This is a genomic window from Flavobacteriales bacterium (assembly GCA_025210295.1).
Lineage (GTDB): Bacteria > Bacteroidota > Bacteroidia > Flavobacteriales_D > Parvicellaceae > S010-51.
In genome coordinates this window covers 150,125-175,619 of sequence record JAOASC010000016.1, presented here as the reverse complement: position 1 = coordinate 175,619, position 25,495 = coordinate 150,125, and the positions used below count along the sequence as shown (strand labels likewise).

The following is a 25,495-nucleotide window of genomic DNA, read 5'->3' as shown; positions in this document are numbered from 1 at the left end:
AATAATTAAGTGTGCCATTGAGCAGCTTTACTTTTTTTTATCAATTGTTCTAAAATAGCAAGATCAACATCAGCCAGCTTATTGATATACAAACATCCTTTTCCCCATTTACATTTTCCTAATTGGGAGAGGAGTTCCGTTTCTTGGCTGATGTCCATGGTTAAATACACGGTTATTTTAGTTTTTCTTGGGGCAAAACCTACATTAAACCATTCAAACTCTTCCTTTCCATTTTTTCGAGTGTATGTATACTTTCCAAAACCAATAATGAAGTTATCTCCCCATATTTTAGGAGGGTATCCTGTTGTTTTTTCAATCAATTGTAGCAAGGTCTTGCTGTCTTCTTGTTTTGATTTGTTGGCTATACTTTCAATAAAGTCAGTAACACTTTTGTTGGTCTCTTTGGTCACTAATCCCGCCATATTACCCTCTTCTTCGTTCTAACAATGACATCATCATTAATGAAAGGATAATACGCTCGCTTTCTTCATTACTGATATCTCCCAACTTTTCGAGTTTAAATTTTCTACCCCAAAAAGAAGGCTCTTTTGTTAAGCGTACAGCAGGTTTTCCCTCATTGGTTTCAACGATATATTTAGGGTTGAATAAATACCCAGTAAACATACTGATTACTGGAACTTCACCAAGTAATGAATCAAAGACTTTTGCCCAAGGGTTTTCCTCTTTAATTTGAAATTCTTTATCATTGGCGTGCGTAAATACATCGTAACTAGCTTTCCATAAAGATTTCATCCCTTTTCTTCCAACTTTTCCTAGTTCTTCCTCATGTTCGTTTTTAAAGCTGTAACAAGCATTAAAATCAATAATTCGATCAGCATTAATGGTATAAGCAACTTTTGTTTTCTGTTCGTTAGTAAAAACTTGAATGGCATCTTTAAACTTAAACATCTTTTGACGTACATAAGCTAAGGTAGTCCCGTTGGCATCCTTTACAGTAAAATCATTGGAAATCGTTCCAATTTTAAACTCAAAAGAAATTGGGTAGTTAAATTCGTTGATGTTTGTTTCTTCTAAACTGTTGTCCAGTAAGTCTGTTGAATGTGCCATGTTGGTATGTATTATTGATTAGGGTTTAACAAGTTCGTTTATTTTTCCTTTTTCCGAGAGTAAGATAGCGATATTTTTAGTGCTCTCAAATCGGGATAAGATGATAATTAGAATTACGGTAATTGGAACACTGATAACCATTCCAAAAACTCCCCAAATATTTCCCCAGATTGTTAAGGAGAGAATCACAACTAGCGAACTTACATTGAGGGAATTTCCAACAATTTTAGGTTCTAATATATTACCAACAACAACTTGAATGGCACCGACCAAAGTTAAAATTAAAAGCGAAGGAGTAAATTCTCCAAATTGTAAGAGTGCGATTACAGTGGGAAATAGCGTAGCAATTAAAGAACCAATAGTTGGGATAAAATTTAATAAAAAGATTAAAAACGCCCAGAATAAAGGAACATCTATACCTATGATCAATAAAACAAAATAACTTAATGTACCGGTAATTAAGCTGACCAAAGTTTTTAGGGTGATATAACTACTAATAGAATGGTCTATATCTGTTAATAATGCTTTTGCCTCTTCATACGATTCTGGAGTAGAGTAGATGTACTTCAGTTTATTACTAGAGGCCGATTCTTCCATAAAGATAAAGAGGACGTAAATTAATATCATAAAAACAGTTCCAAAGGCTGTACTGATTGAATTGACAATATCTTTAATAATTTCACTAAAGTCGAAATCCACAAAAAAATCAGCAAATAGATCTTCAATATCAATCGAAAATGTAGTGTTGATGAGTTGAGCAACGTGTTCAACATTATTTTCATAAATAGGGATAGAGTTTTTTAATTCATTGATATTACTCGCAAGTATAGAAATAGAAAAACTAATTACCCCAAAGACTAGAATAGAAGCTAAACTTGTTTTTATCCAGCGTGGGATATAGCGTTTAATCCAATGGACTTTATCAAAGAAATTACGAATCTCTTTGACAATAAACCAAATAATTACAGCAAGTATTAGTGGAATTAAAATATCCTTGGTGATGATTAAAAGAGTAATGATGGCTCCAATAATCAAGAATAAACTTGCTAACTTGATGACTTTCATGCTTTTTCGAGGTTTAAATACGCTTCAATTGTAGTATAAATATAGTGTAAATCATCCGTTGAAATACAATAAGGCGGAACAATAACGATTACATTTCCTAATGGACGCAATAAAATTCCCTTAGTAAGAAAGTATTGGTAAGCATCCTTTCCTTTAGTATTAAAATAAGAAGTTGCTTCAGACGTTTTTAATTCTACAGCGGCTATAGTTCCCAGGCACCGTGCTTCGTTAATGAGTGGGTGTTGATTGAGTTTATGGGTTAACTCTTGTTGTAGTATCGCAATACGTTCAACATTATCCCAAGTATGTTGTTCTTCAAATAAGTCTAAAGCTCCATTAGCCGCAGCACAAGCTATTGGGTTTCCTGTGTAAGAATGACCATGTAAAAAAGTTTTGCCTTTATCATCAGAATAAAAGGCATTGTATACAGCGTCAGTAACGGCAGTTATTCCCAAGGCTAAAAAACCACCTGTAAGCCCTTTTGATAAGCACATAATGTCAGGCTGCTCTTCCAAGTGATTAGAAGCGAAGAGTTTTCCTGTCCGACCAAAACCAGTAAAAACTTCATCAGCTATTGTAAGCACATTATATTGCTTACATAGGGCTAAAAGTTGAGATAAACTTTTGGCATCATGCATCAACATTCCGCTAGCTCCTTGTACCAATGGTTCGTAAATAAAACAAGCGACTTCTCCCGTTTTAAGATGTGATTCTAACGTAGAAAGGGTAGTAGCAATCGTTTCTTTTTGGGGAGGATCAATAAAGATACTCTCAAATAATAATGGTTCGAAAGGGGTGTTCATGTTGTCAATATTGGTTGCACTCATACTCCCAAAGGTATCGCCATGATAATCACCTTTTAAAGCAATGACTTTATTTCGTTGCTCCCCTTTGTTATACCAATATTGGATTGCCATTTTTAACGCAACTTCATTGGCAGTAGAGCCGTTGTCAGAAAAAAAGAATTTTTGAATAGCTGGAGGAGTAATTTCAGAAAGTCGTTTGGCTAAACGTACCGCTTGTGGATGCGTAAAACCACCAAAAGCCACATGTTCTAGCAATTGAACCTGTTTACTAATTTCATTGGTAATGTGAGGGTTGCAGTGTCCATGAGTGTTGACCCACCAACTAGAAAAACCATCGATATATTTTTTCCCATGTTCATCATAAACATAAGTACCTTCTCCTCGTACTATAGGTAAAATATTGGCATTTTTCATTTGATCAAACGGATGCCATACATGCGCTCTATCTTCTTGCTTAATAATTGATTCTTCCATGATTTAAAAAATATTAGTGTAAAAATAAGAAAAGGTATTGATTCAAAACCAATACCTTTTTCAAATTCTTGTACTATATAATAGAACTTAAACTTTACGTCCTTTTGCAATTCTACTGCTATTATTCAGTTGCTTGGTCTTTTTAAGCTTAACAGTAATGTAAGCTCCTGAACTAGTTCTTGATAATTTATATTTACGATTAGCGTACTCAACAATTCCTGAACCATCTGGTTTCCATTCAGAAGCTTGGATAATATAACGTCCTCTAACAGTTGAAGCTCCAAAAGTTAGATGTCTTCCATCTCCTGCTTCAAAGCTAATGCTAATTTTATTTCCATCCATTTTCTTTTCAAAAATACCGCGTGTCCCACTTTTGATTAGAATACGATCTGTGTTCAGTTCTTCTTTAACAATAATATGCCCATCTTCATCCAAGTCTGTACTGTTGTTGTTAGAACTTTCATCAGAAACTAAAATGATGTCATTAACTAAATAGAATTGTAATTGCCCAAGGTTTTTCTCCGTGATTCCATATTTGTTTTCAATTTCTTTGGAATAAGGAATTTTTTTAGCACATGAGAATGTAACTAAAGCCAATGTAATAATTACGAAAAGTGATTTAAATTTATTCATGTTTTTCTTCTATACAATTTACGCGCCAAAATTATGCATTTTTTTAATTTTAAATTAAATTTTCACAATTTTTTGAGTGGTAATTCCTTTTGTTGTTTTAACAACTAAGGTGTAAACCCCAGTTTTCATTTTAGATAAATCAATTTGAGTAGCATTTTGTTCACTGTAAATTAACTGATTCGAAATATTGTATAGTTGAATCGTGTAATTTTCATGTGTGTTAACCGTTATATTAACGTTGTTATAAGTAGGGTTGGGGAATACAGTAACAAGAGCATTATTCCTATTTTCGTCAATTTTGGTATCCATTACTGTGATTCCATTGGAAATAGCTTTACATCCATAAGAATTGGTTACTTCTAGTGTGTAGGTTCCATTTTCGGCTGCTTGATAATTTGGTGAACCTGCTCCAGCAATAGTCTGTCCATCTCGATACCATTGATAATTACTCATTCCAGAGGCATTAGAAGTTAAATTTCCAGAAAGATAAGAAATGGTTGGTGTAGTAGGATTAGGGTTGACAGTAATATAATTACTTTGTGTAACTTGATCTGATCCTGTACTATGCGCAGCAGTTAAAGAAACGTCATAAGACCCAGAAGTATTGTATACGATTGTAGGGTTTTGCGTTGTTGATGTAGAAGGGGTACCTCCTACAAAATTCCATGAAAAAGTGGTTGCTGAACTCGAAGACTGATCTGTAAAATTAACACTTTCTCCCTCACAAATTGTAGTAGCACTTGAAGTATTAAAATTGGCAACTGGAGGAGGAACAGCCCATCTTGAAATAAAGTTAGAATTGGTACTTCCTGCTTGTGTAAAGTCTCCCACAATATAGAGTTCATTGTTGTAAAGTTCTAGATCAAGTACGTCGCCGTTAGTTCCTGTACCCATGTTAGTTAAGTGATTGGAATGTGTAACAGAAATATCTTCTTGAAATTTAAAAATATTGTCTTTACTTGGGGTAGGACATCCAGCTTCGTAAAAGTTTCCTCCAGCATAAAGATAGTTAGGATCTCCAATGATATCATTGATAAAAGATTGGGGATAGCCCTCCATTCCATAACCAAATCCTCCACAAGATTGTGCAGAAGCATACCTAGAATTAGTAGCATCAAAATAACCTAAGTTATAGGCCGAAGATTCTCCATTATGATGTTTTCCGGCATAGTATAGTTTATTATCCCAGGCTTCTAAAGCATAGATGTCAATAAGGTTGACATAATCAACTATTGAACTTTGGTTGGTTGTTACATCTAAGTATGAAAAACCATTATGCTCAACTAAGCCAACTGTTTCAAAGGCAAAGTAAGTTTTAAAATTAAACGGTTCAACATCTCTTAGACGATAGTTTCTTAAGTTATTCTCAAAATTAGTTGTTCCAGAAAATGTAGAAAAATTAGTTCCGTTAAAGATTACAGTTGCTGCCTGTACAGTATCTACTTTATCAAAAACTCCACTAATGTATAGTTTACCTTGGTGTTCTTTTAAAAAGTCTACACTTCCATTAACAGCTGTGTCTACAGCCACCCAAGAGCTTCCTTGCCATTTTGCTAAATAAGCAATGTTTGCGTTTCCAGCCATGGTAAAATCACCACCAACATATAATTCCCCATTATACATTGCGATAGCTTTTACAGGTGCGTTAAACCCACCACCAATGGTTCCGTAAGAATTTCCGTCCCAAGTAGCAATAAAAGGCGTAAGATTTCCTCCTGAAGCATTAAAATCTCCACCAATAATTAAACGGTTATTAGTGGTATCGTTAAACAAAACTCTTCCAACATCATTCAGTCCAGAAGAGACAGTCATCCAAGTTTGGCCAAAGCTTGTTAAAACAGTCAATAACCCACCAAGAATAAGAGTAGTATTTTTAATCATAACTTATTTATTTTCGTCAAAATTAAGTTTTTTATAAACTAACAAGCTATTTTTAACAAAAAAAGGATTAACAAATAATGCTAATCCTTTTAATAAATCAAGATAATTGAACTTATATTTTCTGTAAGAGTTCTTTAATAATTAGTGTCATCTTTGGTTCAGCTTTAGCAGCAACTCCTTGAACAATTTCGTGTGTCATTTCGATAATCTTACCAGGTACACCTAAATCAGTGATAATTGAAAATCCAAAACAAGGGATTCCCATGTGACGGGCAGCAATAACTTCTGGAACAGTACTCATTCCTACAGTATCGGCACCAATTGCTCTTACATATTTGTATTCAGCAGGCGTTTCTAAAGTTGGTCCTGTTAAACCGGCGTAAGCGCCTTTTACTAAATAAATATCATGGTCAGCAGCAATTTTTTCTGCTAATTCAATCATTTTATGATCGTAAGGCTCACTCATATCAGGAAAACGTGGGCCTAGTTCTTCGTAATTTTTTCCAATTAATGGATTTGTAGGGAATAGGTTGATATGATCGTCTATAATCATAATGTCACCAACTTCAAAGTCTGGGTTAACACCTCCACTGGCATTACTTACAAATAATGATTCAATTCCCAAAAACTTCATCACACGAACAGGGAAAACCACCTCATTCATGGTATAACCTTCGTAAAAGTGGAAACGTCCTTGTAAAGCAACTACATTTTTTCCTCCTAATTGTCCAAAAATTAATTTTCCTGAGTGTCCTTCAACTGTAGAAACAGGAAAATTTGGAATTTCTTCATAAGGGATAGCGTGTTCGATTTCAATTTCGTTAACTAAGCCTCCAAGACCAGTTCCAAGTATAATTCCGACAGACGGAGAAAATTGAGTTTTTTCTTTTAAAAACTCAGCGGTTTGCTTTATTTGTTCTAACATATTCTTCAATTTGTGCGTTAAATTTATCCTTTTTATTTAGAAAATCAACTTCAATTTCAATACAAAATAGGGGCAATGTTTTTAATCTTTTGATTTTTAAGAGTCTAGAAGCGTCTTTCTCTGTGGTTAAAATTAGTTTATTTGGGGCAGCTATTTTATTAAACTGTGTAAGTATAGTGTCAATATCTTCAGAACTAAACTCATGGTGATCTCCATAGCTTAATACTTTTACTGCTCTAAATTGTGCTTTAACATAGTCTTGTAATGGTTTAGGTTTGCCAATTCCAGTAACGAGTAAAACGGTAGATTCTTTAGGTGAAAATGGGAGGGGAGTTCCATCAAAAACATGATAGGTTTTACCATATTGAATGGTCGTAAAGTAAATATTTTGAGGAGCGTGAAATCGTAAACGTTTTTTTATTTGTTGTTGCGCTGTATCAGATAGATTGGCAGGGCATTTGGAAACAATGATGGCATCAGCTCGTTTTATTCCTGTTTTACTTTCTCGTAAGTTTCCAGCTGGTAGCAAATAATCGGAAGCAAGTGGATTGTTGTAATCAGTTACTACAATATTAAACCCAGCTTCAATAGCGCGGTGCTGAAAGGCGTCATCCAATAAAACTACTTCTGTTTGTGGGTGGTTAACCATTAATTGTTGAACACCAGCTACTCTTTTGTTTTCTACTACTACAGGAATATTAGGGAACTTACGTTTGTATTGAGCTGGCTCATCCCCAACTTCATTTGAACTACTCTCAATTGTTGCTTCTGTGTAAATTTTGGTTGTTCGTCCATAGCCACGGCTCAACGTAGCAACTTGATAATCTTTTTGTAGTAGACGAATGATGTATTCTGTCAATGGAGTTTTACCTGTCCCTCCAACCGCTATATTTCCAATACAAATAATCGGAAGATCGAATTTAGTCGATTTTTTTATTTGTGTATCATAAAGAAAATTTCTGCCAGCTGTAATAGCATGGTAAAGCGCTCCAAAAGGGTAGAGCAGTATTTTTCTCCATTGATTCATACCGTAAAAGTAGTGTTTTATTGATTAATAGCTAACATAATAATCCCAATAGCAAAAACTAATTGAAGACTAAGCGTAATCAAAAACGGAATAGAGGAGAGCTTCATTTTGAATATTCTTACAATGTTAATTATGATTGAAAGAATAAAAAATATTGCTAGAAATAATTCGAATAATGGTATTACAAAAAAGGTATCGTGATTGTTTATTTCAATAGAAGAACCATATATAATCCATAAGAATAGAATAGGAATAAGTGTTATACCAAAAGAAAGTGCTATCCATTGAAGTTCTTTTAATAATTTATGGTTACTCGGTTGCATTGATTCTATTAATTAAAATTCTATGTTTTATTTTAGCTAGTTAATGATTATTTTTCGTTAAAATATGAAAAAGCTTATGATTGATATAATAATTACCAGTTCCAAGTTTTTGTTTAATTAAAATCCCATCATTAGCAAGACGATTTAAGTAGTTTGCAGCTGTTACTCTAGATACTTTTAAATCTCTTTCAATAAATTCAATTTTTGTATAGGGATGCTGAAATAAATTATTCAATAGATCTTGACTATAAAATTTATAGTTAGCTCGAATTAAATGCTTGTATTCTAACATTAAATCTTTAATAGCTTTAATTAAATTTATTGTTTGCAAAGCAGTATTTTCAATTGCATTTATGATGTACAATAACCAGTTTTCCCAATTACTAGTGGTTCTAACTTCCTGTAATAATTGGTAATACATATTTTTATTTTTAATAATATATTGACTCATATATAAAATAGGTAATTCCAATAAGCCTTTCATCACAAGATATAAAACATTGATAATCCTTCCAGTTCTACCATTTCCGTCATAAAAAGGGTGGATACTTTCAAATTGATAATGAATGATAGCCATTTTTACAATTGGATCAAAATCAGAAAGAGAATCATCATTGATAAAAGCTTCGAGGTTAACCATTAATTTTTTTATGCTATTATAATCTTGAGGAGGTGTATAGACTGTTTCTCCTGTTATAGTGTTTTTTAGTTCAGTGCCTGGTACTTTTCTAAAGCCAGCATTATTTTTTTCTAATTCAGACTGAATTTGTATAATATCATTGTTGGTCAAAATTCCTTTACTTGAGATTAAACGATATCCTTTTTTCAGAGCACCGATATAACTTTGCACTTCTTTAGCATCTAATGACTTTGTACTTTCTAAATTTAGTTCAGTTTTATATAAATCATCATGTGTGGTAATGATGTTCTCAATTTCAGAGCTATTTTTTGCTTCTTTTAGTACGAGTGTGTTTATTAAAATGTTTTTATTAGGTATGCTTGAGGCTATTCCTTTAAGTTCTGCCAAGGCTCTATGAGCATTCGCTAATCTTTTTAAAACCTTTCTAGATTCTATATCTTCAGTTATTGGTAATATTTTGAGTTCAAAAGAATTCATTATGTAAAGAAAATCCAATTTTCTTTACAAAGGTAATCTATTATGTAAAGAAAATCCAGTTTTCTTTACATAAGCTCTTTGCTATGATAAGATTTTTCAATTTTCTATACATATTAAAACATAAAAAAACGTTCTATAAAAGTTATTGAATAAAAATTCTTTTTGATGTTTTATGCCCGTTATTTAAATCAGTCATAACAAGAAAATAAATTCCTGTAGTAAGATTTAATCGAGAAATCGTAGTACGATAATCATGGATGTCAATTGAACGTATCGTTTGACCTGTAACAGTTATCAAATCAAATTTGAGATGACTTAAAACGATATTTTGGTTAATCTTAATTTCGATATCGTTACTATTTTCGGGGTAATAAATCTCGAATTCCTTTCCAAAACTGGATTGAGGGTCCCTTAATGCGCTATATTGCTCGTTTGAACAACTACCTCCATTGATTGAAACCAATATGGGAAACTCAGAATAATATTGATGATCAAAATTAGGACTTCCATTTGGTGAGTTAACGGTCCCAATTCTTAAAATGAGTTCCAAAAAACCGGGGGTTGAAGTATTGAGGTTTTGAAAAGTAAGTGAAAAGCTATTTCTATTACATCGATACTCGGGAAATCCATAATTGATGACCTGACCTTGAAAAGGGAGTTCAACGTTTGAATATAGTTTACAAACTTCATTATTACAGTCACTAATCTCTATTTGACTCCATTCAACACCAGTTGAACAGACTGTGTCTAAGGAATAAGAAAAATAATAATGAGGGTAACTTGAATATTCCATACATGTTTGGTCTAGGGCAATAATATTGGTGGCTGTATTAGCATCGACAGAGTCTAATAAAATTTGAGTATCAAATGAAAACTCATTGTCATTTTGAGTCAAGTTAATGTTAAAACTATTAATTAATGCTCCCATTGGATCATGTTCCCATGTACTTTCATAGAGTTGAAAAGGACGTTGAGCTAATGCTGTATAATTAAATAAGCAGAGTAATAGAAACAAACTACTGGATTTTAAAATGAGGGTAAAAGGAAATTGTTGTACAATTGACATGACGGGATAGGTAAACAAATCTATTTTTTTAGATAGAAATTGGGGTTAGCAAAAACAGGATGAATACTTAAATATATCAAAAAATAGCTTTCATATTACAACTTGTACTATAGTACTACTTAATAAAAAAGCACCTACCTTTAAATAAGATAGATGCTTTTTCTCCCTTGATGAAAGGAGATTAAGAGGTTTTGATTGAGTTCCTTACAAAATCTTAAACTCAGTTCGCCTATTTTGTTGTCTTCCAGAAGAACTGTTGTTAGAAGCTATTGGCTTAGTAGAACCATAACCTTTGGCTACTAATCGTGTTTTAGCAATTCCTTTTCCTGCTAAATAGTCGACAACAGCTTGAGCTCTATCTTGAGAAAGCTTGCTATTTAAACTTTCACTACCTACATTATCAGTATGTCCTGAAATTTCAATTTTTAAAGAACCGACTTCTTTTAAGAGTTTTACTAAACGATCTAGCTCTCCATTAGACTCCGATCGTAAAGTTGATTTACCAGAGTCGAAAAAGATATTACGCAAAGCAATAGTGCTTCCTTTTTTGATGTTTTTTAACTCTACAACTTTATTCACCATATTAAAAGCTCCTCCATTTTTGATGTCAAAGTTTTCACTGTGGAATAAGTACCCGTCAGCTTCAACTGTAATTCCGTAGTTTTTACCAGAAGTCAACGACAATAAGAATTTACCAGTAGCACTGTTGGTCATCAACGATTCTATTTTACTACCTGTTGAGTTATCTGTAATGGTAATTTTCGCTTCAACAGCTTTACCACTAATAGCATCAATTGTTTTTCCTTTAAATACTGTTAATGACTTCTTATTAACTTTTACTTTGTTTTCAATTTGTACATTTTTAATTGGTTGTGCAGCACTGGCTAGTAAATAATCCTCAGTAGTTAAAGCCTGCTCTTTAGGCTCTCCCCAATAGGTTATTTTATAGATGTCTAAACCACCTTTTCCTCCTTCTCTGTTAGAGGCAATATAGGCATATTTACCACTTGCAGTAGAAGCATAGAAATAGTCATCATAAGGAGTGTTGATTGGATATCCTAAATTAACAGGTGCTGTCCAAGCTCCTTGTTTTTTATACGAAACAAAGATATCCATACCTCCCATAGAGTTATGACCTTCACTACTGAAATACATCGTTTCTCCATCAGGATGCATATAAACAGACCCTTCGTTAAACTTTGTGTTTATTGTTGAACCAATTGTAACAGCAGATCCAAATTCATCTCTACGACCATTCATTCTTCCACAAGTGAAAATATCTGTTCCTTTACTTGAACTTCCTATTTTTTTACTTGAAACAAAAACGACTTTACGATCATTATAGTTATAACTAGCATAAGTTTGGTCAGCGCTGGTATTTAAACTTCTATGTAAGGCCTTTGGAGTACCCCAATTAGCTCCTTTTAATTTACTTTCATAAACATCATAATTGTCTCCTTCTTTTTTGTAAACAAGCATTTTTGTACCATTGTATGAAAGCATGGTTGCCGTCTCATCTTTTTCCGTATTTAAAGGAGAACCAATGCTTTTTGGAGCCGACCATTTCCCTTTGTCATTCATTTCAGTAACATAAATGTCTCCGTCATATTCTCCAACTTCATTGGCTTGATGTCCATTGTCACGATTAGAGGTAAATACAATTGTAGCTCCATCAGTAGAAATACATGGACTGTACTCATCGTTTTTAGAGTTGACACTTTTTACGTTGTCAATCCAAGCTCTAACAGGTTTAGCAGTTAATTCTTTTCCGTATTTACATTCTTTTTTACGTTTTGAGAGCATTCTTCCTAATGACTCAATTTGTTTGGATTTCGAGTTGGATTCGAATTTTGTATAGTGTTTTAAGGCTTTAGAAAAATCTAAATCTAATTGATAGGCCATTCCTAAATAAAAGTCACTAAAATCATCAACTTCAGGATTTAATTTGATTGCTTTTTCTAAATAACCTAATGCTTTGTACTTTTCGTTGGTGTATAAATAAGCATTCCCTAACATAAAGTTTACTTCAGCACTTTTTGGGTTAAATTTATGCGCTTTCTTCAATTCAATGATCGCTGACTTAAATGTATTCCCTGGATTTTGAACAGCGTAAATGATTTCATTTCCTTGCTCAATTAATTCTTGACCTTTTTCAAAATGAGCTAAGGCAGTCTTAAATTCGTCTTTTTTATCTTTAAAATTCCCTGCTTTAAATGGAACATCTTGACCATAAGCTAATGAACCAAATAATAGAGTAGAGGATAGGCAAATTGTATATATTGATTTCATAATTTCTTTTTTAGATTAGTGATTGAATAATTTAGAATGAGCAGTTTCCTGAATGATAAGTTGTTCCTTTTTCAGAACCTAATTCATTGGCTTTGCTCCAATCTTGGCAAGCACCTTCCATATCTCTATTCATTTCTTTTGATACTCCTCTGTTAGCATAAGCATCAGCGTAGTTTTTATCAATTGAAATAGCCTTTGTAAAGTCTGCAATAGCATCTTTATATTTTTCTTTTTTATGCATTATAATTCCTCTGTTATTATAAGCTGGAGCATAATTTTTATTGATTTGAATAGCTTTATTAAAGTCTATTAATGCTTCATTAGCTTTTCCTTGTTCCATATTCATAGCTCCACGGTTATTATAAGCTAAATAGAATTTAGGGTCTAATGAAATTGCTTTACTATAAGCATCTTTGGCTCCTTGATAATCTTTTAATTGTTTTTTTACAGTACCAATATTGTTAAAGATAAAAGCATGTTTAGCTCCATACTTTCCAGCTTTTTGATAATCTGCTAAAGCTTTTTGAAAATCTTTTTTCATTCTGTAGCAACTACCTCTGTCATTATAAGCTGCTGCAAAATCACTTTTTAGTTCTGTAGCTTTGGTAAACATTTTTATCGCTTTGTCATAATCTCCTAACATGAATAAAGCCCCACCTGCGTTGTAAAAGTTCTTTTCGTCTTTTGGATCAAAAAAAGTAGCTTGTTGATAATCTGTTACCGCCTTTTTTAATTCGTTATTTTTTTGATGCGCCAAGCCACGCTGTGCATAAGCCTTTGCATTTTCTTCATTGATTCCAATTAACTTGGTAAATGTACTAATGGCTCCTGTGTATTGTTTTGATTGAATTTGTGCAACCCCTTTGTTGTAATAAGCAGCTTCAAATTTTGGATCTCCTTGAATGGCTTTGTTGAATGAAGCGATAGCTTTTTTATAGTCTTTACTTCCAAATTGAGTAATCCCCATATTGTATGCTTCCTGTGCTTCAGCTGTAGCTGCAGTAGCTGCATTTTCGGCATTCACCTTGTTTAATAAATCTTGCTCCTCTTGCGTTAATCCCTCTTGTGAATAAAAGCTAAAAGTCAAAGCAGTACCGAGTAAAATAAGTACGATTTTCTTCATGTTTTTAGACGTTTTTATAATTGTGGGCGTAAGTTAGTCATATAAGAAGTATCTGTTTGAAGTAGTTTTTAACAACTGACTAAAGTTTTCCTATTTTAAGTCTTGTTTTGTTATTTTAACATTATTTCATCAATATTCGTTTTTATTTTTTTTAAATTTGTATCGTGAGCGATTAAAACGAACAAGATTAAAATAAAAAATATGGAATTTTATAAATTAGAAGCAAAGAAATTGAATGGTGGAGTTATTTCAATGGATGAATATAAGGGGAAAACAATAGTAGTTGTTAACACAGCAAGTAAATGTGGGTTAACACCACAGTATGAAGGATTAGAAAAATTATATCAAACTTACAAAGATCAAGGATTAGTAATATTAGGCTTTCCGTGCAATCAATTTGGAAACCAAGAAGCTGGAAATTCTGATGAAATAGAAGAGTTTTGTCAAATTAATTATGGTGTGAGTTTTCCAATGTTTGAAAAGATTGAAGTTAATGGAGAGAATACGCATCCTATTTTTAAATACTTAAAGTCAAAATTAGGAGGGTTATTAGGAAGTAAAATCAAATGGAACTTTACAAAGTTTGTAATTGATAAAAATGGTAAGCCTGTTAAACGATTTGCTCCAATTACTAAGCCAGATGCAATGGAGGAATTAATAAAAAGTATATTGTAATGGACGCTCAATTTTCAAATCTTTATTTAGAAAATCAATTGTGCTTTCCTTTATATGCAGCTTCTAGATTAACAACAAAACTGTATGCACCTTACCTGAATGAGTTAGCAATCACATATCCTCAATATTTAGTTCTATTAGTGCTTTGGCAATACGAAGAACAAACGGTAAAACAAATTGGAGAAAAATTGTTATTGGAGTCTAATACATTGACACCTTTACTGAAGCGACTCGAGAAAAAAGAAATTATAATTCGTAAGCGTTCTAAAAAAGATGAACGAACTGTAATTATTGAGTTGACAAAAATAGGAGAGGAATTAAAAGAAAAAGCGAGAACTATACCAGAGCGTATTTTGAATTCGTTTGTAGATGAATCGATTGAGCAGTCAGAAGTCTTAGCTTTTCAAAAAACTTTATTTAAATTAATGGGGATATTAAGCAAAAAAGAGGTGTCTGAAACTTGTTAATGGAAGTTATATCAATGTATAATAATTAACGAGTCTTGATTAAATTTTTTAGTAGTTAACCATATATTTCTGGCAGTACTATCAATGTTTCTCCAATAACTGTCGAAACCAACAGGAGATGTAGCGCTATAACCATTTAATGATTTCAAATGGAGTTGTTGACTTGCAAGCATTGCATCTAATTGATAAAATATAGCAGCATCTTCTTGTTGTAAAGGTTCATAGCTTACAACTGTTTGCGGTGGAATATGACTCATTTTATCAACTAAATCGTCAACTCTTTTAACAGCAACAGCTTTTTCAGATCGGTAAATGCTAGCTTCTTTAGTATAGTTATCTATTCCAATTATAAGAACTAAAACAGTAAAAATAATTGGAGCTGTTTGAGTTGATTTAGAAAAGAAATAGTTGCTTACAAATGCGGTAGCAAAAGCAAAAAAGATTAGAAAAATATTGATGATTCGAGTTAATGAACGTAAAGCTTCAAATCCAGGTATTTTGAAAACATATTCATAAAGTGAAAAACCTTGATACCTAGTAAATAAAGCAAAAGATAGTAGTGCAGAAAATCCAATTATTAGATAAAAAGCTTGATTTGATTTTCTTTTTAAAACAATAAAAATTAGAGAGCCAAAGAACAGAAGCATACAAAGCATCCCAATTCCTCCTACAAATATTTGATGATCGTAAAACGCTGGATAATCTTCTCCTGTTTTGGAAAGAAAACTCCAAAGTGAGTTCCCATTATTGTGAACATAAAAATAGGAGCGAATAGTTGGTAAACTAGCAACAATAGCATCGTATGTTTTTTCTTCATTTAATAAGGCTGACCTTCTTAAATAAGGAAGCATTAATGGGAGTATAGCTAATACACTTATTATCGGTGAAATCAACATTTTTGCTAACCATGTCAAACGCTTAATATTTTGAAACAACAACTCATATTTACTGATAAGAATTCCTAAAAGAACAAGAGTTACAGGTATGACTAATAAAAACCCTAAATAAATCCCACAATAAAATTGATACACTACCGTCATTAAAATTCCTAAAAAATAAATAGGATTAAATGTTTTATAAAATTGAAAACATAACCAAAAAGCTATAGGAATAGGGAATCTAGGAAATACTTGAGCATGTGTTAATTGAGAATGTAAAGCAATTGAAATTGAAAAGATTAAAGCTCCAACAACTGCAGTGTACTTATTTTTAAATACAGCCTTTAGAAAAAGATAACAAAAACCAAAGTTTAATAATCCCATTAAGATAAACCAGCATTGAAAAGCAGTCTCTCTATCAATTCCAATACTTCTAAATATAGAGTAGAAAGGTGCACTACCTAATAGGTTATCGGAGTAGGAAATAACTTCTTTTTCAGGGTACATAAAAGGGGCGTTCCAAAAATCGTCAATTTCTCCAGTAAAGTATTGATGAGCATGTTCTAATAAGTAGGTGTTGAACCTGGCATCTCCTAAATCGCCTGGAAAGTATTTTAAGTTAACTCCAGTAACAGAGAACTGAAAAAAGAGTACTACAATTACTCCAATAAAGAAAGGCCAAGCTTCTTTGATTTTGATTTGAAATGACATGTCGCCAAAGATAATTAATTATTCAAAATTAATTTTTTGATCGCTGTTATTGTTTTTTGATTATGATTACTTTCTATTGAACCATAAATATTTTCACAATCTAATTGTGTTAAATGCCAACTCATCGAAATATTTTGTTTCTCATTTTGGTTCATAAATAATGTAAAACAATGGAGAGGAGCTGTATACTTTTGTTCCAACTTCTGTATTAACTGTGCATTGTTGTAATCTTGAATTCTTAAGACATTCTTTACAATGTTACCTACTGGCAGCGTTAACCTTTGCAATAAACTATTATAATTATGAGCCGATTTAATTGGTTTAAGTTTAGGAGTATCTCTAATCTCAATAAAAATGACACCACTAGTATTTTGAGTGATCCAGTTTTCAAATGTTTCTAAAAATTCTGTACTAGTCTGTACGCCATAGTTGTCTTTTATTCCAGCGTCTACAATTTCTAAATTAGGACTACTAGGTAAAGAAACCATTGGTAAGACATAAGGGAAATTTGCACTCATTCTTAGAGCAGAAAGGTATTTAAGCTGGTTAGGTTTATTGGTTTTAAATAATTGTTGATAATCAATGTTATTGAATGTTGCAGTATCCGTTGCTAGGTAGGAATGGGAGTGAGGAGAGATTAAAAGCCTACGCCCATCATTAGCAATAGTGGGGGTTAAAAAAACTAACGGTATTTCCCCATTCATTTCTGGGATGAGATAGTCTCCTAATGTTTTGTTTTTGAATGTATTATCAAAGTTTTCTTGAATTTTATGTTCAAAAGAGTAACCTCGATCTTTAGAATAAGAATAATCGCCAAATTTTGTCTGTTGAAACCTAAAAATAAAGTCAGTTGTGGCGATACCAAACAGCAAGGGATTTAATAAATCTTTGGCAATTTGATGCTTGTATTTTTGAGCGGTTAAATGAATGGTAGTATCGCTTTGTTTTTGATGGTATAATGCTCTTAAATATGAAATTCCAATCATTCCTCCAGAAGCTCCTGTTATCAGTTCTGTTTGAGGTAATAATTGATGCTTGCAAATACTATCGAGGTAACTGGTGGCGTGAAAACTCCATAAAGCAGAACGCAGTCCACCTCCACTTATATTAAGGACAACAAGTTTAGGCTTTTTACCCGTTATGTTTGATGCGTTTTTTTGCCAGTTTTCCAAGATTTGTATGGTATTTAAACTATCCTTTTGTATTTGATTAGAATTGGTTGCAATGGCTTTTAGGTGTTCGTTAGTATACTGAGGTTGAACCGAATAATCGATTCCATGTGCATAACTTTTAAAGAAGAAAGAGTCGGCAGACCCAGTTAGTGAGTTAAAGCATAAAAGCAGCACTATGAAAAGGGATAAAGTCCAACCTTTAAACCAAGAGTATAAAGCTGAATACAGTAAAAGTGCTAAGGTGAAAAAAATAAAAATACTTGCCCCAGCAGGAATGTTAAATAAAGGATTATCTCTAAAAAATCCAAGTACTAAAAAAGTGATAAAAAGCATTAATTCATAAATGGAGGCATTAATATGATTTTGAGCAAAAACACGTTTTAAAAGCTTTTTATCATAGTGCTCAATGTTTCTAGCCAATTTGATCTCTTTAAAATTATTGATATAAGTGACAATTTTAACTTTTCTCTTTTGGCTTAGGCGGTAATACCATTTTGTTTTTTTATGAAAAGTAGCCTCTTTTACAATTTCTTGAAATTGACTTTGATAATAGGCTTCATCTTTTCCACTAAAATGATAAATATTTTTGTTAAAACGAATAAAGTAAATCGAAGAAAAAACGATGAAAAACAAAATGCCTGTATTTAACCCCAAAAGATTCATTAATGCGTCTTTTGAACTGATTAATTCTTCATTAATTTGAAAAGAATAAGAAAACCAACAATACAGCAAAACATATAATAATGGAATAATGAAATTGTTGTAGCAAAATTTTATAAAAGGCCTTGAGAATGTCGCTAAAAATGGAAATTCAGAAGCAAACATGATGTAGCTGTAAATATTAAAGGCCATAATAAAACCACCAGTAGCAACCCCTAAGATAAAGTAGGATAAAAAATCAATTGAATCAAAATATTCGGGAGTTAAAAATAAAAAAGGAATACCATATTTTAGACCAATTGCTTGGGTAATGTATAAAAACAAAATAGCCCAAAAAAGGAGGACAACTTGATTGCGCTTAAGGTGCAAAAGAAGTAGTTGTAATGGAAAAAAATACCATATCTGTTCTCTAAGAGAAGGACTGTTCGATATTTTTTGGTGAGTTTCCATACACGTAAAATAAAACTTTTTCTCCTATTATAAAAGCGAATATAGATAGTTATGCTTAATTTAGTTGACGAAAATTAATGAATCGTTTATAATGGCTGGGAATTCTTTTGGAAAAATATTTAAACTGACAAGTTTTGGTGAATCTCATGGAGCTGGAATCGGAGGAGTTATAGATGGATGCCCAGCTGGAATAATTATAAATTTTGATTTTATTCAACAAGAGCTTAATAGAAGAAAACCCGGTCAAAGCAAGATTACGACGCAACGTAAAGAAAAGGATGAAGTTGAATTTCTATCAGGAATATTTGAGGGGAAAACAACAGGGACTCCAATCGGTTTCTTTATTCGAAATACCAATCAAAAAAGTAAGGATTATACGCACCTTAAGGATAAGTTTCGCCCTTCTCATGCTGATTATACTTACCAAGAAAAATATGGGATAAGAGATTATCGAGGAGGTGGACGCGCAAGTGCTAGAGAAACAGCTAGTAGGGTAGTCGCTGGAGCAATTGCAAAACAAGTCCTCATTCAGAAAGGTATCGTAATTACAGCCTATACTAAAGCTGTGGGAACCATTAGCTTAGATAAGAATAAAGACAGCATTGATTTAGGAAAAGTTGAAACTAATATAGTACGTTGTCCTAATGAAGAGGTTGCTAACCAAATGATAGCTCATATAGAACAAGTTAGAAAAGAGGGAGATACTACAGGGGGAATTGTGAGTTGTATTGTGCAAAATATGCCCGTAGGTATAGGTGAACCTGTTTTTGATCGATTAGAAGCTGATCTAGCAAAAGGAATGTTAAGTATTAATGCAGTAAAAGGTTTTGAAATTGGTTCTGGTTTTAGTGGAACTACTTTTAGAGGCTCTGAACATAATGATGTGTTTGTGGTTAACAATGAGCAAGTGAAAACGTTGACCAATCATTCAGGAGGTGTTCAAGGTGGAATTTCAAATGGTGAAAATATTGAGTTTAATGTCGCGTTTAAACCCGTCGCAACCATTATGCAGAAACAAGCATCCATTAATTTAAATAGAGAAACGGTTCAATTAGAAGGAAAAGGTCGTCACGATCCCTGTGTAGTGCCTAGGGCAGTTGTGATTGTTGAAGCCATGACTGCAATGGTCTTACTTGATTTTTATTTAAGAAATAAAGCAGCAAAAATTTAAAGAGGCTTAAATGGCTTTTTCTTGTTGAATTTTATTTAAGAGTTCTTTAATAATTTGTTCTTTCTGAGGAACTCTATTTTTCTTAGCAGTTTGAGTAAAGTACTGATGTTTAGTCGTTAAATAGGTATGTTGGACTTCTAACCATTCGATGTCTTGGTATACAACACCTGTAGTGGCTAATTCATCTCTTAAAGTTTGTGCTATTTTATGGTAGTCTTCCGTACCGATATAGTCATGATCTGCATCGCACATTATTTCTTCTAATAAAGAATTGGGCATAATGTGTGACTGTGTGGCAAGAATAATTCGGTTAACGGCCTCTATATCTTTGGTTGAATATCCAAAATTAGGAAGTGTTTCAATTGCCAATTGAGCAGCAAAAGGCTCATTACTTTTATATTGAAATAAAAAACCACTATCATGGTAATAGGCAGCTGTTAATAAAAGGTTGTATTCTCTTTTTGAAATCCCCTCGTTATAAGCTAACTGTCCTGCCGCTTTTACAACTGCAAAAGTATGATGCGCACCATGATAGAATAAGTCATCAGAAAGCTCATTTACTAAACGATTAGTGATATAGTCTCTTGCTTTTGTTAAGTCCATTTTACGCTTTTAAGTTGAGTATCAAATAGATTACTCAAACTAAGTTTTTCAATATACAAACTTCCGCAAAAATACGGATTAACTTGTTAATCGTTTATGACTTTTGTTTGAAAAATGTAAAAGATAAAGTTTTATTTTTTTTATATAACTTGATCAATTTATAGGGAGGTAAATTGAAGTTGTTTAAATTTGTTACAATGCGAATACTAGTTATCATAATTGTTGCTTTGTACTCCGGTGTGGTTTATGGACAGAAAACGGACTTTTTTCTAAATTCAGATACACTAAATGTAAAAAGATATAGAAGTGTTTTGATTACTGAGTCTGTAGCTGCAATAGGGTCTATAGCGTTATTAAATGAGGTCTGGTATAAGCAATATCCACAAGCTAAACTACATGCTTTTGATGATAGTCAGGAGTGGTTGCAACTGGATAAGTTTGGACATGCTACTACAGCTTACTATATGGGACTGTCTGGTATAGAACTTATGAAATGGAGTGGGGTAAAAGGAGCCAAACGATCACTATTAGGCGGTAGTTTAGGATTGGTTTACCTAACTGGAGTAGAATTTTTAGATGGGAAATCTGCCCAGTGGGGATTTTCTTACTCTGATGTTTTAGCGAATACCATAGGTGCAGCTTTAGTGATTGGTCAAGACTTAGGTTGGCAAGAACAGCGTTTTCGATTAAAAATATCAGCTCATTTAACCGAATATGCAAAATATCGACCTAATTTATTAGGGAGTTCTTTTTCAGAGCGATTGTTGAAAGATTATAATGGACAAACAATATGGTTGAGTGGTAATATTGGCTCTTTTTTACCCAAAACTTCCAAATTTCCCAAATGGTTAAACTTAGCTGTAGGAATAGGAGGTGAAGAAATGATTTCAGGAATGGAAGGTGTATTGGTTGATTATAATGGAATAGAAATAAGCAATGATTTTCAAAGATATAGACAGTATTATTTAAGTTTAGATGTTGATTTAACTAAAATAAAAACCAAACAAAAATGGCTAAAAGTTATTCAATCTTCTTTTGGTCTTTTAAAAGTTCCGCTACCTACTTTGGAATTTTCTCAAAAAGGTGTTAATTTTCATCTGTTGTATTTTTAAGATTTATTAGGTGAAAAATTGGTGGTATTTGTTAATCTTATGTAGTCCTGTAATTTGTCTAGGGCAAAATATCATTATTCCTGATGTTGTATTTAAAGCCTATTTAGTCAATAATCCAGCGATTAATACCAATAATGATAATGAGATTCAACTTTTGGAAGCTCAAGCTTTCTCGGGAGGAATTAATGTTTGTAATAAAGGGATTTCAGATTTAAGTGGAATAGAATACTTTATCAATTTAAGGCTGTTGAATTGTTCTAGAAATAACTTAACTTCAATCGATTTATCAAATAATCTAGCACTTCAAAGTTTATATTGTAATCGGAATAACTTGAACACTCTGGATATTTCTGCATTGATAGGACTTAACCATTTACAGTGTAATAACAATAATTTAGTTAACTTAAACCTCTCCTCCTGTATCAATTTAAAAAGCTTATACTGCTCAGATAATAATATTTCTTCGCTTAATTTAAGTACAACACCAAGTTTATACACTCTTTTTTGTTTCAATAATCCTTTAACCACATTAAATATTTCTAGTTTAATAGAGCTATCTGATTTAAAGTGCAATAATACACAGTTGACTACAATTGATTTATCGACAACAAATGTTTTGAGTTATTTAGATTGTAGCGGAAGCAATTTAAGTGAATTAAAACTATCAAATGGGACAGCTAATATAAATTATTTCGATAGCAGAAACAATCCAGGATTATCTTGTATTGAGGTGGATAATGTCGTGTGGGCTACTTATAATTTAACTTTAATTGATGGAAATACAAGTTTTAGTTTGATTTGTCCTTAAAGTATTATTTTTCAACATAGAATCTCCACAATTTATACTAGGAACAAAAAAATAGATTATTTTTATGCAAAACTATTGTGTGTCTATGAAAAGAGCAGGAATTTTATTGGGGTTCATTTTTATAATTTCAAATTTATTTAGCCAAAATGTGGGGGTTGGAACAACTAACCCAACCAATACGCTACACATCAAACCAGTCAATATAGGAGCTAACCCTTTAAAAATAGAAGGGTTAAATACTTATAACATAGGTGATACGTCAATCTTAATGATTAATCCTACAACTGGTGTTGTAAAATATGCTAATACGACTGATTTTATTGCTTTATTAACTTCAGGAGGAGGCATTAGCAACGATGATCAAAATATTGATAGCCTTACTTTAGTAGGAACCAACTTGACCACTTATATTGAGGATGGTAATGCTGCAAGCGTAGACTTATCGTATATTATTGATAGTGCATACAGCTATGTAGTGGCTAATGCTGATACGTTGTTTATCAATTCTGATTTTACAGATAGTATTGTTTCAATCATGTATCACGCGGCAGATACTTTGCTTTATAATTCAACTTTTATTTCCGATTTAAGAGATTCAATTGATACTGATATTGATAGTGTTACTTTAACAGGAACAGTATTAACAATTTATGAAAACGGAGGAGGTGTTTTTGTTGACCTAAGTAGCTTATCAGATAATGATGCTGACCCAACCAATGAAATTCAACATTTATCGTTAACAGGAAACACCTTATCCATTAGTAATGGAAATTCTGTGACATTAACAGATAATGTAAACGATGCAGATAGTGATCCCAATAACGAAATACAAGATTTAACATTGACAGGAAATACGCTATCCTTAACCAATGATAATACAACAGTAGATTTATCAGGGTATTTGGATAATACAGATGCTCAGACTTTAAGTTTAACAGGAAATACTTTATCCATTAGCAATGGGAATTCAGTGACATTAACAGATAATGTAAATGATGCAGATAGTGATCCAACCAACGAAATTCAATCGTTAACCGAATCAAATGGGGTGCTTTCACTTTCAAATGGAGGAGGAAATGTTAATGTAGGAACTATAGTTAACGCTAAAGTGCTAATCGCATCTGGCCAAAATGTAACCGGACCAAATGCTTCGAATAACGGAGCTACAATAGACCTCTCAACTTATGGTTTTGTGGCTTCAGGTCCTGCTCCACATATTATCGTTTCTCAACGTAATTATAATGCTAACTCTGTAGATGGAAATACTATGGATGCCAGTTTTTGTGGATTTACCAAAACATCAAATTTAGTCTTTCAAACACAATGTTGGGTGTCTCCAAACTCAAGTAGTGGAGTGGTGCGTTCTAGTTTTGATTGGATCGCAATTCAAATTTTACCATAATTGAATTCTATTTGTCATTTACCGCTTTTGTAGTTAATATTGCAATCCGAAGTTTCGACAGATAAAAGATAGAGAAGAGCATGGCAATACATTGGAAAATTATAATTGGGTTAGTTTTAGGGATTTTATGGGCTTTTGGATCAAGCTATTTAGGCTGGTCTCAATTTACCTTAGATTGGATAGCTCCTTTTGGAACCATATTTATAAACTTGTTAAAAATGATTGCCGTTCCATTGGTGTTGTTTTCAATAATCAAAGGAGTTGCCGACCTACAAGATATTACAAAGCTGGGTAAAACAGGTATCAAAACATTGGGGATTTATTTAGTAACCACTCTATTTGCGGTAAGTTTAGGTTTAGGGCTTGTTAATATATTAAAACCAGGAGCTTATTTAGAAGATGAGCAGCTGATAAAGAATAGAATAGAGTATGAGTTATGGTGTGCAGAAACGAATACTGAGATTAAGGATGGAAAAAACTACTTGTCTGATAGCCAGTACAGCCAATACATAGCAGAAGCTAAAGCATCTTATAAAGAAAAAAGTGAAGCATTCTCTAATGATGCAAGCATGCAAAAGAAAGCAGCTGAAGTGAGTAAAACTAAAAAATCTGGACCACTACAGGCTTTAGTAGACATTGTTCCTTCAAATATTTTTGTGTCATTAACGAATAACAAATTAATGCTTCAAGTTATCTTTTTTGGTGTGTTCTTTGGTGTTTCATTATTACTAATTCCTGCTGAATCGGCAAAACCTGTTAATGCAGTTATAGGAGGGTTAAATGATGTGTTTTTAATGATGGTTGATGTCATTATGAAAGCGGCCCCATTCTTTGTCTTTGCATTATTAGCTGGAAAGTTTTCAGAATTAGCAAAGGATGATCCCTCTAAATTATTCGAACTTTTTGCAACATTGGGAGTTTATAGTTTGGTAGTAGCTCTAGGTTTAGCATTGATGATTTTTGTGGTTTATCCTTTTGTGTTGAAATTAGTAGTGCGTAAAAAAATAACTTATGGAAGCTTCTTTAAAAGAATAAGCCCGGCCCAGTTTTTAGCTTTTTCTACAAGTTCAAGTGCAGCAACACTTCCCGTTACTATTGAGTGTGTTAGAGATAGAGTAGGAGTGTCAAAAGAAGTCACAAGTTTTGTTTTGCCAATAGGAGCAACCGTAAATATGGATGGAACTAGTTTGTATCAAGCTGTAGCAGCAATATTCTTAGCACAAATTCATTTAATTGATTTATCGTTTGGTCAGCAAATGACAATTGTATTAACAGCTACATTGGCGTCAATTGGTTCTGCTGCTGTACCAAGTGCTGGCTTAGTAATGTTAATGATTGTTTTAGGTTCAGTAGGCTTAAATCCTGCTTGGGTAGCCTTTATTATTCCAATCGATCGTTTACTAGATATGATGAGGACTGTGGTAAATGTTACAGGCGATGCCACTGTAGCAACTGTAGTTGCTTCAACAGAGAATGAGCTTCATGTAGTTGACGACAGTGAATTGGATGATATGTATAATGAAGAGTTAGATTTATAGTTCTTAGTCCGTTTTTAAGCGGATTGTTAGCTTGTTTTATTACTGATTTTG

At 32.7% G+C, this 25,495-nt stretch carries 23 protein-coding genes; 7 read left to right on the top strand and 16 right to left on the bottom strand.

Annotation, left to right across the window (positions count from 1 at the left end):
• Positions 1 to 5: 5 nt before the first annotated feature.
• The 13 genes from N4A35_03450 to N4A35_03390 all read right to left on the bottom strand — a co-directional run bounded on the left by N4A35_03450 (position 6) and on the right by N4A35_03390 (position 13,797).
• Positions 6 to 422: a DUF1801 domain-containing protein gene (locus N4A35_03450; GenBank protein ID MCT4580449.1), complete on the bottom strand. Its 417-nt coding sequence runs from the start codon at positions 420 to 422 to the stop codon at positions 6 to 8.
• Position 423: 1 nt separating this feature from the next.
• Positions 424 to 1,068, bottom strand: a complete 645-nt coding sequence (locus N4A35_03445; protein MCT4580448.1) for a hypothetical protein — start codon at positions 1,066 to 1,068, stop codon at positions 424 to 426.
• Between the two features lie 18 nt (positions 1,069 to 1,086).
• Positions 1,087 to 2,133 carry an AI-2E family transporter gene (locus tag N4A35_03440; GenBank protein MCT4580447.1) on the bottom strand — a complete coding sequence of 349 codons (1,047 nt, stop codon included), beginning with the start codon at positions 2,131 to 2,133 and terminating at the stop codon, positions 1,087 to 1,089.
• Positions 2,130 to 3,413: an adenosylmethionine--8-amino-7-oxononanoate transaminase gene (gene bioA, locus N4A35_03435; protein MCT4580446.1), complete on the bottom strand. Its 1,284-nt coding sequence runs from the start codon at positions 3,411 to 3,413 to the stop codon at positions 2,130 to 2,132. Before bioA ends, N4A35_03440 begins: the two co-directional genes overlap by 4 nt.
• 87 nt (positions 3,414 to 3,500) lie before the next feature.
• Positions 3,501 to 4,046 carry a hypothetical protein gene (locus tag N4A35_03430; protein MCT4580445.1) on the bottom strand — a complete coding sequence of 182 codons (546 nt, stop codon included), beginning with the start codon at positions 4,044 to 4,046 and terminating at the stop codon, positions 3,501 to 3,503.
• A gap of 54 nt (positions 4,047 to 4,100) precedes the next feature.
• On the bottom strand, positions 4,101 to 5,927 hold the full coding sequence (locus N4A35_03425; protein ID MCT4580444.1) for a PKD domain-containing protein: 1,827 nt from the start codon (positions 5,925 to 5,927) through the stop codon (positions 4,101 to 4,103).
• A 112-nt stretch (positions 5,928 to 6,039) separates the two neighbouring features.
• Positions 6,040 to 6,852, bottom strand: coding sequence for a purine-nucleoside phosphorylase (locus tag N4A35_03420; protein MCT4580443.1), 813 nt, complete (start codon positions 6,850 to 6,852; stop codon positions 6,040 to 6,042).
• Entirely contained in the window at positions 6,824 to 7,879 is a 1,056-nt protein-coding gene (lpxK, locus tag N4A35_03415; GenBank protein MCT4580442.1) for a tetraacyldisaccharide 4'-kinase, read from the bottom strand. Before lpxK ends, N4A35_03420 begins: the two co-directional genes overlap by 29 nt.
• Before the next feature lie 17 nt (positions 7,880 to 7,896).
• Positions 7,897 to 8,202, bottom strand: coding sequence for a hypothetical protein (locus N4A35_03410; protein ID MCT4580441.1), 306 nt, complete (start codon positions 8,200 to 8,202; stop codon positions 7,897 to 7,899).
• Between the two features lie 40 nt (positions 8,203 to 8,242).
• Positions 8,243 to 9,319: a Fic family protein gene (locus N4A35_03405; protein MCT4580440.1), complete on the bottom strand. Its 1,077-nt coding sequence runs from the start codon at positions 9,317 to 9,319 to the stop codon at positions 8,243 to 8,245.
• Positions 9,320 to 9,461: 142 nt separating this feature from the next.
• Complete coding sequence (locus N4A35_03400; protein ID MCT4580439.1) at positions 9,462 to 10,385, bottom strand: T9SS type A sorting domain-containing protein; 924 nt, start codon at positions 10,383 to 10,385, stop codon at positions 9,462 to 9,464.
• 204 nt (positions 10,386 to 10,589) lie between these two features.
• Positions 10,590 to 12,674: an OmpA family protein gene (locus N4A35_03395; GenBank protein MCT4580438.1), complete on the bottom strand. Its 2,085-nt coding sequence runs from the start codon at positions 12,672 to 12,674 to the stop codon at positions 10,590 to 10,592.
• A gap of 31 nt (positions 12,675 to 12,705) precedes the next feature.
• Positions 12,706 to 13,797 carry a tetratricopeptide repeat protein gene (locus N4A35_03390; protein MCT4580437.1) on the bottom strand — a complete coding sequence of 364 codons (1,092 nt, stop codon included), beginning with the start codon at positions 13,795 to 13,797 and terminating at the stop codon, positions 12,706 to 12,708.
• A 201-nt stretch (positions 13,798 to 13,998) separates the two neighbouring features.
• Here N4A35_03390 and N4A35_03385 point away from each other — a divergent pair, with 201 nt between their 5' ends.
• Together N4A35_03385 and N4A35_03380 are read left to right on the top strand one after the other, a co-directional pair.
• Positions 13,999 to 14,472: a glutathione peroxidase gene (locus tag N4A35_03385; GenBank protein MCT4580436.1), complete on the top strand. Its 474-nt coding sequence runs from the start codon at positions 13,999 to 14,001 to the stop codon at positions 14,470 to 14,472.
• Entirely contained in the window at positions 14,472 to 14,939 is a 468-nt protein-coding gene (locus N4A35_03380; GenBank protein ID MCT4580435.1) for a MarR family transcriptional regulator, read from the top strand. Before N4A35_03385 ends, N4A35_03380 begins: the two co-directional genes overlap by 1 nt.
• Positions 14,940 to 14,950: 11 nt before the next feature.
• Here N4A35_03380 and N4A35_03375 read toward each other — a convergent pair whose 3' ends face one another.
• Entirely contained in the window at positions 14,951 to 16,528 is a 1,578-nt protein-coding gene (locus N4A35_03375; GenBank protein MCT4580434.1) for a hypothetical protein, read from the bottom strand.
• 14 nt (positions 16,529 to 16,542) lie between these two features.
• The gene (locus N4A35_03370; protein MCT4580433.1) at positions 16,543 to 18,810 is read right to left on the bottom strand and encodes a patatin-like phospholipase family protein; all 2,268 of its coding nucleotides are present in this window, start codon (positions 18,808 to 18,810) and stop codon (positions 16,543 to 16,545) included.
• 91 nt (positions 18,811 to 18,901) lie between these two features.
• On the opposite strand from N4A35_03370, the gene aroC reads away from it, so the two are divergent.
• Positions 18,902 to 19,981, top strand: a complete 1,080-nt coding sequence (gene aroC / locus N4A35_03365; protein ID MCT4580432.1) for a chorismate synthase — start codon at positions 18,902 to 18,904, stop codon at positions 19,979 to 19,981.
• 6 nt (positions 19,982 to 19,987) lie between these two features.
• On the opposite strand, the gene N4A35_03360 is transcribed toward aroC, so the two are convergent.
• Entirely contained in the window at positions 19,988 to 20,584 is a 597-nt protein-coding gene (locus tag N4A35_03360) for an HD domain-containing protein (protein ID MCT4580431.1), read from the bottom strand.
• Positions 20,585 to 20,781: 197 nt separating this feature from the next.
• Between N4A35_03360 and N4A35_03355 the strand changes: the two genes are divergently transcribed.
• The 4 genes from N4A35_03355 (at position 20,782) to N4A35_03340 (ending at position 25,444) form a co-directional block, all read left to right on the top strand.
• Complete coding sequence (locus tag N4A35_03355) at positions 20,782 to 21,696, top strand: YfiM family protein (GenBank protein ID MCT4580430.1); 915 nt, start codon at positions 20,782 to 20,784, stop codon at positions 21,694 to 21,696.
• A 10-nt stretch (positions 21,697 to 21,706) separates the two neighbouring features.
• Positions 21,707 to 22,504, top strand: coding sequence for a hypothetical protein (locus tag N4A35_03350; protein MCT4580429.1), 798 nt, complete (start codon positions 21,707 to 21,709; stop codon positions 22,502 to 22,504).
• 85 nt (positions 22,505 to 22,589) lie between these two features.
• Entirely contained in the window at positions 22,590 to 23,906 is a 1,317-nt protein-coding gene (locus N4A35_03345) for a hypothetical protein (GenBank protein ID MCT4580428.1), read from the top strand.
• 80 nt (positions 23,907 to 23,986) lie between these two features.
• Positions 23,987 to 25,444: a dicarboxylate/amino acid:cation symporter gene (locus N4A35_03340; GenBank protein MCT4580427.1), complete on the top strand. Its 1,458-nt coding sequence runs from the start codon at positions 23,987 to 23,989 to the stop codon at positions 25,442 to 25,444.
• Positions 25,445 to 25,495: the final 51 nt, after the last annotated feature.

Bases quoted from the DNA above. Each gene is read 5' to 3' on its own strand.
- N4A35_03410 (MCT4580441.1), bottom strand. From the start codon at position 8,202: ATGCAACCGAGTAACCATAAATTATTAAAAGAACTTCAATGGATAGCA.
- aroC (MCT4580432.1), top strand. From the start codon at position 18,902: ATGGCTGGGAATTCTTTTGGAAAAATATTTAAACTGACAAGTTTTGGT.
- N4A35_03385 (MCT4580436.1), top strand. From the start codon at position 13,999: ATGGAATTTTATAAATTAGAAGCAAAGAAATTGAATGGTGGAGTTATT.
- N4A35_03430 (MCT4580445.1), bottom strand. From the start codon at position 4,046: ATGAATAAATTTAAATCACTTTTCGTAATTATTACATTGGCTTTAGTT.
- lpxK (MCT4580442.1), bottom strand. From the start codon at position 7,879: ATGAATCAATGGAGAAAAATACTGCTCTACCCTTTTGGAGCGCTTTAC.
- N4A35_03375 (MCT4580434.1), bottom strand. From the start codon at position 16,528: ATGTCATTTCAAATCAAAATCAAAGAAGCTTGGCCTTTCTTTATTGGA.
- N4A35_03355 (MCT4580430.1), top strand. From the start codon at position 20,782: ATGCGAATACTAGTTATCATAATTGTTGCTTTGTACTCCGGTGTGGTT.
- N4A35_03420 (MCT4580443.1), bottom strand. From the start codon at position 6,852: ATGTTAGAACAAATAAAGCAAACCGCTGAGTTTTTAAAAGAAAAAACT.
- N4A35_03360 (MCT4580431.1), bottom strand. From the start codon at position 20,584: ATGGACTTAACAAAAGCAAGAGACTATATCACTAATCGTTTAGTAAAT.
- N4A35_03395 (MCT4580438.1), bottom strand. From the start codon at position 12,674: ATGAAATCAATATATACAATTTGCCTATCCTCTACTCTATTATTTGGT.
- N4A35_03390 (MCT4580437.1), bottom strand. From the start codon at position 13,797: ATGAAGAAAATCGTACTTATTTTACTCGGTACTGCTTTGACTTTTAGC.
- N4A35_03345 (MCT4580428.1), top strand. From the start codon at position 22,590: ATGAAAAGAGCAGGAATTTTATTGGGGTTCATTTTTATAATTTCAAAT.
- N4A35_03340 (MCT4580427.1), top strand. From the start codon at position 23,987: ATGGCAATACATTGGAAAATTATAATTGGGTTAGTTTTAGGGATTTTA.
- N4A35_03370 (MCT4580433.1), bottom strand. From the start codon at position 18,810: ATGGAAACTCACCAAAAAATATCGAACAGTCCTTCTCTTAGAGAACAG.
- N4A35_03450 (MCT4580449.1), bottom strand. From the start codon at position 422: ATGGCGGGATTAGTGACCAAAGAGACCAACAAAAGTGTTACTGACTTT.
- bioA (MCT4580446.1), bottom strand. From the start codon at position 3,413: ATGGAAGAATCAATTATTAAGCAAGAAGATAGAGCGCATGTATGGCAT.
- N4A35_03400 (MCT4580439.1), bottom strand. From the start codon at position 10,385: ATGTCAATTGTACAACAATTTCCTTTTACCCTCATTTTAAAATCCAGT.
- N4A35_03445 (MCT4580448.1), bottom strand. From the start codon at position 1,068: ATGGCACATTCAACAGACTTACTGGACAACAGTTTAGAAGAAACAAAC.
- N4A35_03405 (MCT4580440.1), bottom strand. From the start codon at position 9,319: ATGAATTCTTTTGAACTCAAAATATTACCAATAACTGAAGATATAGAA.
- N4A35_03440 (MCT4580447.1), bottom strand. From the start codon at position 2,133: ATGAAAGTCATCAAGTTAGCAAGTTTATTCTTGATTATTGGAGCCATC.
- N4A35_03380 (MCT4580435.1), top strand. From the start codon at position 14,472: ATGGACGCTCAATTTTCAAATCTTTATTTAGAAAATCAATTGTGCTTT.
- N4A35_03425 (MCT4580444.1), bottom strand. From the start codon at position 5,927: ATGATTAAAAATACTACTCTTATTCTTGGTGGGTTATTGACTGTTTTA.